General features: G+C 50.1%; 13 protein-coding genes. 8 read left to right on the top strand and 5 right to left on the bottom strand.

The window, feature by feature from the left end; all coding sequences use genetic code 11:
• Positions 1-422, top strand: a 422-nt coding sequence (locus FFM79_RS01430) for a zinc ribbon domain-containing protein (RefSeq protein ID WP_137641678.1), incomplete at its 5' end; no start/stop codon positions are given.
• Positions 423-621: 199 nt separating this feature from the next.
• Here FFM79_RS01430 and FFM79_RS01425 read toward each other — a convergent pair.
• Both FFM79_RS01425 and FFM79_RS01420 read right to left on the bottom strand, forming a co-directional pair.
• Entirely contained in the window at positions 622-891 is a 270-nt protein-coding gene (locus FFM79_RS01425) for a type II toxin-antitoxin system RelB/DinJ family antitoxin (protein WP_137641689.1), read from the bottom strand.
• A 150-nt stretch (positions 892-1041) separates the two neighbouring features.
• A complete protein-coding gene (locus FFM79_RS01420) occupies positions 1042-1875 on the bottom strand; it encodes a hypothetical protein (protein WP_137641677.1) in 834 nt (277 codons plus the stop codon).
• A 215-nt stretch (positions 1876-2090) separates the two neighbouring features.
• Between FFM79_RS01420 and FFM79_RS01415 the strand changes: the two genes are divergently transcribed.
• The 3 genes from FFM79_RS01415 (at position 2091) to FFM79_RS01405 (ending at position 6301) form a co-directional block, all read left to right on the top strand.
• Positions 2091-3131 (top strand): zinc-binding dehydrogenase, encoded by a 1041-nt coding sequence (locus FFM79_RS01415; protein WP_137641676.1) that lies wholly within the window; start codon positions 2091-2093, stop codon positions 3129-3131.
• Positions 3132-3422: 291 nt separating this feature from the next.
• Positions 3423-5345 carry an FAD-dependent oxidoreductase gene (locus FFM79_RS01410; protein WP_137641675.1) on the top strand — a complete coding sequence of 641 codons (1923 nt, stop codon included), beginning with the start codon at positions 3423-3425 and terminating at the stop codon, positions 5343-5345.
• Between the two features lie 23 nt (positions 5346-5368).
• The gene (locus FFM79_RS01405) at positions 5369-6301 is read left to right on the top strand and encodes a helix-turn-helix domain-containing protein (RefSeq protein WP_137641674.1); all 933 of its coding nucleotides are present in this window, start codon (positions 5369-5371) and stop codon (positions 6299-6301) included.
• A 55-nt stretch (positions 6302-6356) separates the two neighbouring features.
• Here the strand turns inward: FFM79_RS01405 and FFM79_RS01400 are convergent, their stop codons facing one another.
• Positions 6357-6725, bottom strand: coding sequence for a MerR family transcriptional regulator (locus tag FFM79_RS01400; protein ID WP_137641673.1), 369 nt, complete (start codon positions 6723-6725; stop codon positions 6357-6359).
• Between the two features lie 95 nt (positions 6726-6820).
• Here FFM79_RS01400 and FFM79_RS01395 point away from each other — a divergent pair, with 95 nt between their 5' ends.
• The 3 genes from FFM79_RS01395 to FFM79_RS01385 all read left to right on the top strand — a co-directional run bounded on the left by FFM79_RS01395 (position 6821) and on the right by FFM79_RS01385 (position 9837).
• On the top strand, positions 6821-7828 hold the full coding sequence (locus FFM79_RS01395) for an aldo/keto reductase (protein ID WP_137641672.1): 1008 nt from the start codon (positions 6821-6823) through the stop codon (positions 7826-7828).
• A 15-nt stretch (positions 7829-7843) separates the two neighbouring features.
• Positions 7844-8485: a nitroreductase gene (locus FFM79_RS01390; RefSeq protein ID WP_137641671.1), complete on the top strand. Its 642-nt coding sequence runs from the start codon at positions 7844-7846 to the stop codon at positions 8483-8485.
• A gap of 95 nt (positions 8486-8580) precedes the next feature.
• The gene (locus FFM79_RS01385; RefSeq protein WP_137641670.1) at positions 8581-9837 is read left to right on the top strand and encodes a TcaA second domain-containing protein; all 1257 of its coding nucleotides are present in this window, start codon (positions 8581-8583) and stop codon (positions 9835-9837) included.
• 357 nt (positions 9838-10194) lie between these two features.
• Here the strand turns inward: FFM79_RS01385 and FFM79_RS01380 are convergent, their stop codons facing one another.
• Positions 10195-10521 carry a hypothetical protein gene (locus tag FFM79_RS01380; RefSeq protein ID WP_137641669.1) on the bottom strand — a complete coding sequence of 109 codons (327 nt, stop codon included), beginning with the start codon at positions 10519-10521 and terminating at the stop codon, positions 10195-10197.
• A gap of 148 nt (positions 10522-10669) precedes the next feature.
• Here FFM79_RS01380 and FFM79_RS01375 point away from each other — a divergent pair, with 148 nt between their 5' ends.
• On the top strand, positions 10670-11689 hold the full coding sequence (locus FFM79_RS01375; RefSeq protein WP_137641668.1) for a DUF4767 domain-containing protein: 1020 nt from the start codon (positions 10670-10672) through the stop codon (positions 11687-11689).
• Between the two features lie 103 nt (positions 11690-11792).
• Here the strand turns inward: FFM79_RS01375 and FFM79_RS01370 are convergent, their stop codons facing one another.
• Positions 11793-12122 (bottom strand): helix-turn-helix domain-containing protein, encoded by a 330-nt coding sequence (locus FFM79_RS01370; RefSeq protein WP_137641667.1) that lies wholly within the window; start codon positions 12120-12122, stop codon positions 11793-11795.
• Between the last annotated feature and the right edge of the window lie 210 nt (positions 12123-12332).

The following is a 12332-nucleotide window of genomic DNA, read 5'->3' as shown; positions in this document are numbered from 1 at the left end:
ATGAACATTACAAGCAACTAGCACACACCCTTATGGACGACTACGACGTGGTAGTCATTGAAGATTTGGACGCCAAAAACATGCGTGCCAAGAAACGACAAGCACGCAATGCTAACCGCAAGTTGGCAATGATTAAGCCGTATCGTATGGCACAATTCATTGAAATGTTGGCAAATCGTACTGGTAAGACGCTGATTAAGGTTGACGCCTACAAGACATCACAAGTTGAGTACGGTACAACCCACGAAGAAAAGCACGATACATCAGTCCGTGAGTGGGTTTCAACACTTACAGGCAAGCTGATTAACCGTGACCTTAATGCAAGTTGGAATATCCTAGATTGGGGCTTGAACCCTGAACATCACATCAAACTAAAAGACTACCCACACCTAAGCGCAAGTAGTCTAGTAACTATCAATTAAAATTTACGGGCGAGACAGAACCTTGTCGTCCTTAATGGCTATAAGAATAAACGTGATGCGTATTGCCCTGACCTAGTGAAAACGGGTACGACACGTTGTTTGAGCTTCTTAACTGACGCCCACCCGCGAGGGTGCATTGCCTAAACGTTTTCGGATAGAACCTGTTTAGTTGCAGGTTTTTACGCCGAAGCCCGTTACTTTAGTGACGGGAGAGTTCACCTTTACTAGTTAAATCTTCGACGGGTAATTTCAGCATGGTTTGTTGTAATTTTAATCGGTTTTGTTGATCAGCATTTAGTTTTAAATCGAAAGGAATTCCGCCATCAGCAACAATTTTTTTGAAAAAGGCGGTAATCGCAACCGTTTGATTTAGTCCTAAACTGTCAAGAATGGCTTGTGTTTCATCTGCTAAGTCACTATCAATATTTAGTTGAACTTTCTTTTTGTGCGTATTAGGCTTTGTAGGCATCATTAACGCCTCCTGTTAAATCTTTTGTAGTCACTTTATATCACTATTTGAGTGTATTATAGGGTGTTTTTGATTGAATTCAACTATAACGTGCTGATCTAAATAGCGAAAAGAAAAAGAGCTAAAAAGAATGATTTAATAATCCCAAGTTCATCGCTCCACCAACTGCTCATGTTGATCAGCAGCTGAACTGGCAATTAAATCCGCGCCCGCGTACACTTCCACAACCGGCGCCTTACCGAGGACGTTGAGCGCCTTCGTCCCAATTTGCAGGCCATAATCAAAATAACGTTGTACCTCGGTCAGCGGGGCTTGGGCTAAATCAGTATCGCACCACACCCGAATGGTTTGCACGGCCCGACCGGTGAAGGCCAGCGTGTACTTGTTAGCGGCCAAGTAACTCGCTTGCATCCGCAACTGGTCACGCTGCTTGGCCGCACGTTCCCGCGCCGCCTGGCGGCTCGTCCGTTGCGTCAAGTTGTAGTGGTCGCCCTGGTAAGGCCGCACAACGATTTTGACGGGTGTGCCCGTTTGGTACCCGTTCTTTTTGGTGATTAATCGGTAGGGGTTGCTTCGCTGATGGTCCAACTGAATGTCAAATTCAAATTGGCCGTGGGCGTCGACGTGAATCGGTGGAATCGTGGCCGCCCGGTTCGTCACGGTGACCGTGGCGTGCGGCGTGGCTTGACCAGTCACGTGAACCGGGCCGCCGCCATTAATCGTAACTTGGTAGTGCTCGGCGTCGCCCGCACCCACCAACGCTTCGACGCGGGCAATTTTGGGTTTGGCCTGGACCTGCTCGGTGGGGGCGACTAGCGCGTAAAAAGCCGCACAACCGCCAGCTAATAATAGGGTCGTGATGCTAGTAATGGCGCTTAAGCGCCGGCGTTGCTGCGTGAGGGTGGTGTAAAGTAAACGGCTGACTGCAATGACGAACAACGAACTAAAGGTGCACATCAAAATAAGGGCCAACGGAACCATCATGACCGCCTCCAATTAAAGGTTGTTGCGTTTAACGAGCTTTTTTGTAAACGCTTTCTTTGCTATCAGCATAGCATCCCCTCGTGGTGGGAACAACTACAATTTAGAATTAGCTTTGCTTGCGATTAAGTTCAGAAATTATATACTGAAACTGAACACTAATTGAAAGGAAAGATTCCGAATGAACCGCAAGCGGTCGGAATCCAGGGTGATGTAAAATGCAAGCAGCCATATTTGAAAAGCCGGGCTTAGTCCAAGCTGAGGAAGTCGCCAAACCAACGTTACAGGCGGATGATGATGTCATTATCAAGATCGTCCGGGCCTGCGTCTGTGGGTCCGACCTCTGGGCTTACGCGCAGGGGGATCGTAAGGAAGCTCATTCCATGAACGACGGGCACGAAGCACTCGGTATCGTGGAAGCAATTGGTTCCGCGATTACCACCGTCAAGCCGGGAGACTTTGTCATTGCGCCGTTTACTCATGGTTGCGGTGACTGTGACGCTTGCCGTGCCGGCTTTGACGGCACGTGTGACCGCCATCCCGGGACCAGCAACTGGTCGTACGGTTTTCAAGCCGAATATATTCGCTTCAACTACGCGAACTGGGCGTTAGTTAAGGTGCCCGGCCAGCCGGAAGACTACACTGACGGTATGCTGAAATCGTTATTGGCGCTGGCCGACGTGATGCCGACTGGCTACCACGCCGCACGGTGCGCCAATGTTCAGGCGGGGGACAAGGTGGTCGTCATCGGTGACGGCGCGGTTGGCCAGTGTGCGGTCATCGCGGCTAAGATGCGCGGTGCGTCCCAAATTGTTTTGATGAGCCGCCACGAAGATCGGCAACGGATGGCGTTGGCGTCCGGCGCGACCGCGGTCGTTGCGGAACGAGGCGAAGAAGGCATTCAAAAGGTGCGTGACATTTTAGGAGGTGGCGCGGACGCCGCCCTCGAATGCGTCGGCACTGGTGCGGCCTTTGAACAGGCACTCGGTGTCCTGCACAACGGCGGGCGGATTGGCTACGTAGGGGTACCACACTACGACGACCACGCGATTGGCTCCACCTTTGCCCAGAACTTGGCGATTGCCGGTGGCTCGGCGTCGGTCACGACCTATGACAAGCAGTTCTTGTTAAATGATGTTTTGCAAGGCAATATCAATCCTGGCCGGGTCTTTACGCAGACCTACGACTTAGCCAATATTAACCAGGCTTACCAGGATATGCAGGCGCGCAAGACGATTAAGGCGATGGTTAAAATTTAAAGCTTCCCATTAATCGCTACCTGAGAATGCGTTTAAGTGAGGATTTAAAAATTAGGCTTGATTTTGTGAATTCAGAATCAAGCCTTTTATATTGATGACGGATTGATAGTGCTAACTAGAATCATTCTTGAAAACTAAAATTTCATAAAAAGTCCGGGCTAGAGCGGATGGGTGCGGTTGTAGTTATTTTAAAACCTGTGAAAAGCGGAACGATGACCTTCGATATTGGGCTTATCAAGGCGGTCTAAAGTTTGGTAATCTTTACACGAGATAACAACTTTGGAGGGATCGATGATGAAGTTTAAACAAGTTTTAGCAGGGGTTGCCGCTTCGGTACTACTATTGAGTGTCGCGGGCTGTGGCAATGGCGGTACGTATAAGGCTGGAACTTACACGGGGACTGGTCAAGGGAAGGACGGCCCGGTTAAGGTCCAAGTAACAGTGACTAAGGATAAAATCAAGGGCGTGAAAGTATTGCGTACCAATGATAATAAGGTCTTGGCAGATGAGGCCGAAAAGAAGGTTACGAAGGAAATTGTGAAGGATCAAAGCGTTAAGGTCGACGTTGTTTCGGGGGCGACCCACTCGTCTAATGGGATTATCGAAGGGGCCAAAAAAGCTTTGAAGAAAGCCGGCGCAAGTGAAAGCCAGCTAAATAAAGCAGCTAAGAAAAAGGACGCTAAGGCGCAAACCGCACATACCGATGTTGCGGTCGTCGGGGCTGGTGCAGCTGGGACCGCTGCTGCATTGGCAGCCCGTCAATCGGGTGCTAACGTTGTGTTACTGGAAAAGACGGCCTCACCGATGGGAGCCGGAACGCTAGCGGGTGGAATGTTTGCAGCCGATAGTGCTCAGCAAAAGGCGCAACATAAGACGGTTTCTAAGCAGTGGCTATATGATAAGTACATGGACGCTTCCCAAGGTTACATGAACAGCGTGTTGGTCCGCAAGGTCATTGATCAGGCGGGGCCGACGGTTGACTGGTTAAACAAAAACGGTGCGGACATGAAATTGGTCGATGCCGGAACTGGTGGTAGCTACGCGCACCAGGGGGACCCGGCAACGCTTCACGGCTATCAAAAGGGTGGTACTAAAGCCATTAAAGCTTTGCAAAGCCAATATAAGAAGGATGGCGGTAAGCTGTACTTTAGTACGCCCGCTAAGAAGTTACTGACTAATTCGAAGCATCAAGTAACTGGGGTCGTTGCGACTAAGGCCAACGGAGCTAAGTTTACGGTCCACGCTAAGAAGGTCATTATTGCTACGGGTGGTTACGGTGGCAACCAAAAAATGTTGAACCGCTACCTTGGCAAACCCAATACTAAGGGCCAAGTGTTGCAAAATAAGGGTGATGGTTTAAAGATGGCATGGGCCGCTGGAGCAGGTAAAGAGGGGACGGATACGACTCACTACTTCTGGGAGACCTTTACTAATAGCGAAATTAAGCATATGACTAAGTCCGTTGGGGCTAAATACTTTGCGCTAACCGCCTTTTCGGCTTACCCGAACTTACGGGTCAACGTTCAGGGCCAGCGGTTTAGTGATGAAACGGATGCGACCCTGTACGCGCGGCGCGGGGCTGAAATTGCGTCTCAACCAAAGCAAACCGAGTACGTCGTTTTTGATACGGCGATGTTAAACAAAATCAAGGAGAAGGGGACGGTTGCAATTGAAGATCAGTATGGCAAGTGGAAGAATAATCCGCAGTCGTACATGGAATTTAACGAGCCGTCCAATACAAAGGATAGTATTAAACGGGAAAATACCCCGACGAACTTCGAACCGTTGCTCAGTCAACTAGCGGGAAATGGAGTTGTTTTCAAAAGTGATTCACTGGCCGACCTCGCTAAACAAATGGGTGTCAGTCAAACGAACTTCAAGCAATCTGTCAGCCAGTACAACGGTGCAATTACACAAGGAAAGGATACCCAGTTTTTTGCGAACCCGAAACGGTTGATCAGCGTTAAAACCGGCCCGTATTACGCCGTTAAGTACGTTGCCCGCAACTTAGGAACGCTTGGTGGGGTTCGAATCAACGATCAAATTCAGGCAACTAAGACGAATGGTAAGGCCATTCCAAACCTGTACGTTGCTGGAGCCGATGCCGGCGGAATGTATGGTAAGATTTATGTAGACTTTGAAGGGGGCACGTTAGGCTTTGCCTACACCTCTGGCCGTTTAGCAGGATTGAACGCGGCAAAGGCGATTAATTAAAGAATTAGTTGAGGGGCGATGATATGGATATTTATCACGTTGGTGAAGCGCTGGTTCAACGCCAGCTAATAGCTAAAAAGCACCAAACGCAGGGAAGTTGGTTAGCGCTAGCCCCAACTAACTCGCTATTGGCGCCAACGCTGGATGCGAAGCTAGAAAATGAGGATGGACACAGCCATCGACACCAAGTGGAACGGCCGACCTTGTTATACCTCTTTTCAGGGACCACCCGTATCACGACTCGTCACGGAACCCTACCGCTTTTAAGTGGAAACTTACTCTTTTTAGCGGCTAACGAAGCGTACCAAGTTGCTGCACTGGAGGCGGGTGACGTTCTAGTAACGTTGCATCTTCCGGCTGAAAGCTCGTTCTTAACACTATTACCGGAAACTACGAGCGCCCAGTCGGCAGTAACCATCCGGCAGATTATTCAGGATTATCGGCATTGGCACTGTGCGCGTTTTAATGGAAATAAGCTGGCCGATTCGGCTTACATTACGGAACGAATGATTTGCGAAGTGATGAGCCCGGCTCAGTTTGGCGCGGCCCGATTGACGCGGTTCTTTGACCTGCTGATGATTGAACTGTTGCGGCAGGACGACTATGTAAGCGTTCCGCAAAGCATTCCCAACCGCCACGTCACAACGACAGAGTTGCTCACGTATTTGGATGAAAATTTCGATGTTAGTTCATTGACAACGATGGCCCGAACTTTTGGCTATAATCCCAATTACTTATCGAACCGCTTAAAGTTGGAAACAGGTAAGTCGTTTATACAGTTAGTGGATGACCGGCGGATGCACGCAGCGTTAAATCTTCTCGAAAATCCACGGATTTCAGTGGAGGAAATTGTCGATTATATTGGTTATTCATCTAAGTCATTTTTTTACAAAAAGTTTCGCCAACGGTATGGACAATCACCAAGTGCGATGCGTAAGTTATTATTAGCTGAATAAGAGGAAAAGGTGGTAACGTTTTAATGCGTTACCACCTTTTTGATTTAGAATTTACTTATACTCGTTCCGCCACCCGGGTTTGCAACGCCTTAACGTCCGCAATTTTCTCCTGCAAATGGTCAATTGATTGCGCCAACTGGGCCTGTTGAATCCGCGAATCCTGCAACTGCTTTTGCAAGATGGTCAAGCGTTCATTAATCGTTGCGTCCCCCTGTTGGTACATGGCAATAAATTGTTTGATTTGCCGAATCGTCATTCCACACTGCTTGACGCAAATGATAAAGTCCAACCGGTCTAAATCGGCGGCTCCGTAGTCACGGACGCCATTCACGCGTTGGACGGGTCCCAGCAGTCCTTGCCGTTCGTAATACCGGAGGGTCGGGGCGGATAAGTGGTACTGGTTAGCAACGGCTTCAATTTTCAATGCGAACACCTTCCTTGACTTGAAGTATACTTCAACGTGTATTCTAAGCATATCAGATGTAATTGTAAATAATAATTAAAGGATGCGACTTAATCATGCAATATGCTACTTTAGGCAATACCGATATTCAAGTCTCAAAAATCTGTATTGGTGCGATGAGTTTTGGTGAGCCCGGCACGATGCACGCCTGGACGCTCGACTACCCAGCTAGTGCCAAGGTAATCGACCACGCGCTGGGGTCGGGAATTAACTTCTTTGATACCGCCAACGTCTATTCCAACGGAACCAGCGAAAGCTACCTCGGCCGGGCGCTGAAAGCTCAGCAGGTTCCCCGCGATCAAGTCGTACTTGCGTCTAAGGTTTATTTTAATGCGGGTCGGCTCTCAAAAGCTGCCATTCAGCGCGAAATTGACGGCACCCTGCAACGGCTGGGGACGGATTACCTCGATTTATACATTATTCACCGTTTCGATTATGACACGCCAATTGAAGAAACGATGTCCGCTTTAAACGACCTAGTGGTAGCCGGTAAAGTCCGCGCCATTGGGGCTTCAGCCATGTATGGCTACCAATTCAACGCGATGCAACAAGTCGCGCGTGACCACGGGTGGTCCCAGTTCCAGACGATGGAAAATCACTATAATTTACTGTACCGCGAAGACGAACGCGAACTGATTCCGATTTGTCAGCAAATGGGCGTTTCACTAATGCCGTACAGTCCGTTAGCGGCCGGTCACTTGAGCCATGTCGCTTGGCAAGTTGACACGTTGCGTAGTCAAACGGACCGCGTTGCGATGGGCAAGTACGACCGAACCAAGGATGCCGACGAACAAATTGTTAAGCGGGTCAACGCGCTAGCGGACAAGTACGGCGTTTCAATGGCTCAAATCGCCCTTGCTTGGCAGTGGGCCAAGGGGGTGACCGCGCCCATCGTCGGCTCAACTAAGGCGAAGCACTTAGTCGACGCGGTGGCGGCCCTACAAGTGAAGCTGACACCCGCCGACGTTGATTATCTGGAAGCTTTGTACTGGCCACACCCAATTGTTGGTGCACTGGACCACAATCCGGCGGCCGGCACGGTACTGATCGACGAAAAAAAGTAAGGGAGTTTTTTAATTATGGAATTAACGCAAGCTATTCACAACCGCCACTCGGTTCGCCAGTTCACGGACCAGCCGGTGGCTTTAACCGATATTCAGGCCATTCTCACGGACGCGCAACAGGCGCCGTCTTGGGTGAACTCGCAACCTTATTACGTACACCTATTAATGGGGCAACCCTTAGAAACCCTCCGGCAGGAACAAGCGCGCTTAGACGCAGTCCCAACGAAGGGCACGCCGGACGTGCCGCTGGTGCCACGGCGAGCGTGGTCTGCGCGGGCCCAACAAAACATGGCGACCTGGAGCGCCAACCTCGGTGACGCTGCGCAACTAATGGGACCCGCGGCGGCACGGCTATATAACGCGCCCGCCGTGCTCTACCTGACCTTGCCGGCCGGCTACGCCAATTGGTCGCTATACGACCTGGGTGCGTTTGGTGAGAGTATTTTACTTGGGGCGGCTGCCCGGGGACTCGCCACGATGACCGCTTATCAATTTGTGAAGTACCCGGAATTGTTACGGCGATACGTCGGCATTCCCGCCGATCAAAAAATCATCATCGGCATCGGTCTCGGCTACGAGGACCACGCCGCGGCCATTAACACGCAAATCAAGACGGACCGGCAACCACTTGATCAAATTTTGACGGTTCACGATTAACCCCGCGGATTGTTCTGCTAAGCCATGTAAAAACTGGTATAGTATCAGTGAGGAGCATGCTCGGACGGAACACTTTAAGAAACGGGGAACGAACCATGAAAATTTGTCCTAATTGTCACCACCATAACGCGGCGGATAGCGTTTTTTGTGCGAATTGCGGCCAGCGCTTGCCAGCAAGTACTGATCCGGAAACGAACCAGGAAACCGACCACGCTACGGCGGAGCCGGTAAACGAAACCCGCCAATCGCGAGCGGCAGCTAGAACGCCTTTATCATCGCCGAATGCGAAACAACCGCGTTGGCTTAAATGGGCCATCGTGGCGGTCGTCGTATTGGGATTAGTAGTGGTGGGCGGCTTCGGTTACCACCAAAAGTTTGGTAAGCAGGCGCAGGTTGCCGCGATTACTGCGGCTCTCGCCAAGGGGGATCGCAATGCGTTGGCTGACCAAGTGGTGAGTGATGACGCGGGCCTAAACGTTAGTGCGGAAACGTTAAAACCGCTGACGACCTATTTGAAGAAGCATCCCCAGTATGCAAGCGACGCGAAAGTCGATTTGGAAGGGAGTGGTCATACCAGCGACGGGACGTTGCGGGTCGTGACCACCAAGCGGCAATTCTTTTTATTCCCCGTTTACAAGGTACAAGTGACCACGATGAAGCCGAAAATCGAGACCAACGTTAAGCACGCAGAAATCGTTGCCAACGGGTCGCGGTTGACGACGACCAAGTACCAACACGAAAACTACTTAGCGGGACCGCTAATGCCGGGCCATTACCGGTTCCGGTTGGTTGGTGAGTATGACCGCGTCACCAAGACGGTTGACTTGATGGGGGCGGATAACGTTAACCAGCGGGTCAAATTGTTGGTGAAAACGACGGCCGAGGAAGTCGCTGACGATGAAGAAACTGACGATTCGGCGACTGCGGATACGGATGATGATGCGAACAGCAACACTGAGGCGGATTCCGCTGCGGAGCGTAATGACGACAGTGCCGCGGATGTTGACCAGGATGCGGACGATGCAAGTGATGCGGAGGGCGACAGCGATACTGATAGTACTGAGTCTACCGATTCGGCCGACGACCAAGCGGCTAGTGCGCAGGACCATCCCGGGACAACCGCCGATGACTTATCAAATTCGGCACAAACGGCAGTTGATCAGATTGAAGACAGTGCTGACGTTGATCCGGCTGACTACACCTACACGGAAAGTCAGCCGTGGACGACTGTAACGGAAGTGAAGTTATACGATATCGATAGTGGACATTTAGCGGCAATCTACCGTTATGATGAACGGTATGGTGTTTTGGCGAAGTATGACCAGGCGACGAAGAAGTTTGTGGCCCAGTAGGTTATAATTCAATTGAATAAAGCATGCCCCAGAAAATCTGAAATGACTTTCTGGGGCGTGCTTTAGTTTAGGCAAAAAAACTGTTATAAATTTTAGGCGTGTTGACAGTCTTTCATAAACTTATGCTAGCCGTTGTTAACGAGGCTAGGTATTGTACGTTAAAAGAGCCATTGACCGATAGCCCCTTTACGCATGTGAAGATAACACGTTATAAAAAAGATAGAAAAAATGGAATCGAAAATTTAGGGTACTTTTCTTTAGCATTTATATTAATTAGTGCCCTTAATTTTAATGTCATATTAAAAAGACGTTGCTGCTACTTAAGCCTCAACGTCAAAATAGTTAGAATATTTTTGATTAATTGTCCACCCGCGTCTGAACTGCCTTCAAATCAGCATCCGGGTTAAATTCCGCGACCAATTCACGCCGCGCTTGATCATACGTCAACGCCTTAAAGACGCGCGTTGAGCCGGCCTTGGTCGGCGTTGTTAACGCCATTAGGTGTTGTAAGCCCGGTAGCTGGGTGTTCTGATCAAAAATCAGCGCTAAGTCGGGCAACATTTCAGCTAACGGCAAGCGGGTCGTGTAGTGGCTACTCGTAAAGTAGTGGCGCACGCAGTACATCAAAATCGCGCGCTCGTACAACGAAAAGTCGGTCAGTTGTTGGTCTAAATCAGTATTCATAATTTCCATCCTTTACGATTAAGCTGCACCCATCATAACATAGTTTTGAGCCGTTGCGACTAGCTTCGGCACCGCGGCTTTGATATGCTAGGACTAAGTAAAATAACTAAAAAGGGGGGACGCGCACCGTGGGGAGTGCGCGCGACACATGCGTAAAATCAGTTTCGGATTGCTTGCAGTGGCGGTACTCTTAACCGGGTGCGGTCAAAGTCAACAATCCCAGTCGAAGGCGGCTAGCTCGACCAGTAGTCAAGTGAAGCACCAAAAGTTGAGCACGGCGGACTCAACCAGTGAAACGAAGCGGGCGGCCAAAACAAGTAGCAGTACCGCTGCGGATTCAACGTGGAACCAGACCAAACGGGCGCGGTTGGCGGATTTCATGGAACAGTGGCAAGCGGAGATGGGCCAGACCTACGTCGGCACGTACCAGGGCAAGCAGCCCGACCACTTGGGCTATAAGTTCCCGGCGGCGCTAACGAATGGTGATCTGGACGGGCGCGTTGAATGGGGCCACCAAAAAGTGACCCTGACGTGGGCGCCAAAAGCGGATCAGGATGCGGCTATCCAGGTATTGGCGGTGGCGACTGGTGGCAAGCCGGAGACTCCGTTCCCGACGACTTACTTTTTCTGCTTGCATAATCAGCGGCCGGTCGTTTTGATGACCCAGACGACCAACGGGGAAACGCTCTATGTGCAGGATACCCAGAACGGTGAGTTACAGGCCGGCTTCGCCAAAATCGTGACCGGAGAAAAGCCGGCGATTAAGTCGGACTCAAGTTTGATGCGGGACGTGAACGCGGCGGTTAAAACGCAACCGCAGCGGTGGCCGCAGGGCTTTGGCGGGACCTGGTATTATTACTCCCCGTATGATCATCGGGTGGAAGCACAACGGTGGCGCAATGTTAGTGACTGGAAATTGAATTCGATTCAGAAGGACGGTCAGCAGTGGTTACATATCGTAGGTGCGCACCAAACGGCGGGAGCCGGCACGTTTGAGGCCCTCCGGTATCGTTATTACGATGGTCAGCAAGTTCCAGTAATGCTATCAGCAAGTGGCGCTGGTGTTTGGTTTGATAATAATCTGTATCCAACCCGGGCAATGGCTGAACAGATGCAGGACTGGAATTATGGTGATGAGCCGGATAGTGCGGAAGCGGACATCGATTAGGGCTCAGTTCTTGGTAAATGCAAACAAAAAACGCAAAGGACCGCCTCCAATCGGCAAAATACCGACTGGAGACGGTCCTTATTTTGGCTGCTAACCGATGCAATTAGTCATTGGATTGAAGTAAGAGATCAATTAGGCGCTCAATGGTCGTTAGCGCTTCATCGTTATTGAGCATGGCTAGTTTACTCTCAATCCGATGAAGTTTGCTATTGCTGGTGGAAAAAGAAAATAGGGTAGCATAGTCGACTCCGAGGGCGTGAACCAGTTTATCCAGAGTGTCTAAGCGAATGTTCGTGCGGTGACCGCGTTCAATTCGTGAAAGGACCGAGGCGTCCAGCCCAGCTCGTTCAGCAAGTTGTTCCTGAGTTAGGTGCTGTGCGAGGCGGAGTTGTCGGATTCGGCATGCCAACTTCTCACCAACCGTAGTTGCCAACTAATCACCCCCAAATGTAATAGGCTCCTCAATCGTATACCAGTTGAAAGGTTTATGTTATGATTTTAAATCCTTAAATTTAGGTAAAAATTGACTTATTGACACGTCCTATTTATACTTAGACTATTATTAGAAAATTGATACCCAAGTAATTGAGATTGCTGGCCAGGGGAATTAGCTGGTTATCTTGATTAGTCGGTGGGTCAGCTA

It is taken from the genome of Lactiplantibacillus modestisalitolerans (assembly GCF_005405425.1).
Lineage (GTDB): Bacteria > Bacillota > Bacilli > Lactobacillales > Lactobacillaceae > Lactiplantibacillus > Lactiplantibacillus modestisalitolerans.
The sequence above is the reverse complement of the archived record's forward strand: the minus strand, read 5'-3'. Positions and strand labels throughout refer to the sequence as shown.

Coding starts and splice junctions, on each gene's coding strand:
- FFM79_RS01415 (WP_137641676.1), top strand. CDS start 2,091: ATGCAAGCAGCCATATTTGAAAAGCCGGGCTTAGTCCAAGCTGAGGAA.
- FFM79_RS01420 (WP_137641677.1), bottom strand. CDS start 1,875: ATGATGGTTCCGTTGGCCCTTATTTTGATGTGCACCTTTAGTTCGTTG.
- FFM79_RS01375 (WP_137641668.1), top strand. CDS start 10,670: ATGCGTAAAATCAGTTTCGGATTGCTTGCAGTGGCGGTACTCTTAACC.
- FFM79_RS01390 (WP_137641671.1), top strand. CDS start 7,844: ATGGAATTAACGCAAGCTATTCACAACCGCCACTCGGTTCGCCAGTTC.
- FFM79_RS01425 (WP_137641689.1), bottom strand. CDS start 891: ATGCCTACAAAGCCTAATACGCACAAAAAGAAAGTTCAACTAAATATT.
- FFM79_RS01395 (WP_137641672.1), top strand. CDS start 6,821: ATGCAATATGCTACTTTAGGCAATACCGATATTCAAGTCTCAAAAATC.
- FFM79_RS01380 (WP_137641669.1), bottom strand. CDS start 10,521: ATGAATACTGATTTAGACCAACAACTGACCGACTTTTCGTTGTACGAG.
- FFM79_RS01410 (WP_137641675.1), top strand. CDS start 3,423: ATGATGAAGTTTAAACAAGTTTTAGCAGGGGTTGCCGCTTCGGTACTA.
- FFM79_RS01385 (WP_137641670.1), top strand. CDS start 8,581: ATGAAAATTTGTCCTAATTGTCACCACCATAACGCGGCGGATAGCGTT.
- FFM79_RS01405 (WP_137641674.1), top strand. CDS start 5,369: ATGGATATTTATCACGTTGGTGAAGCGCTGGTTCAACGCCAGCTAATA.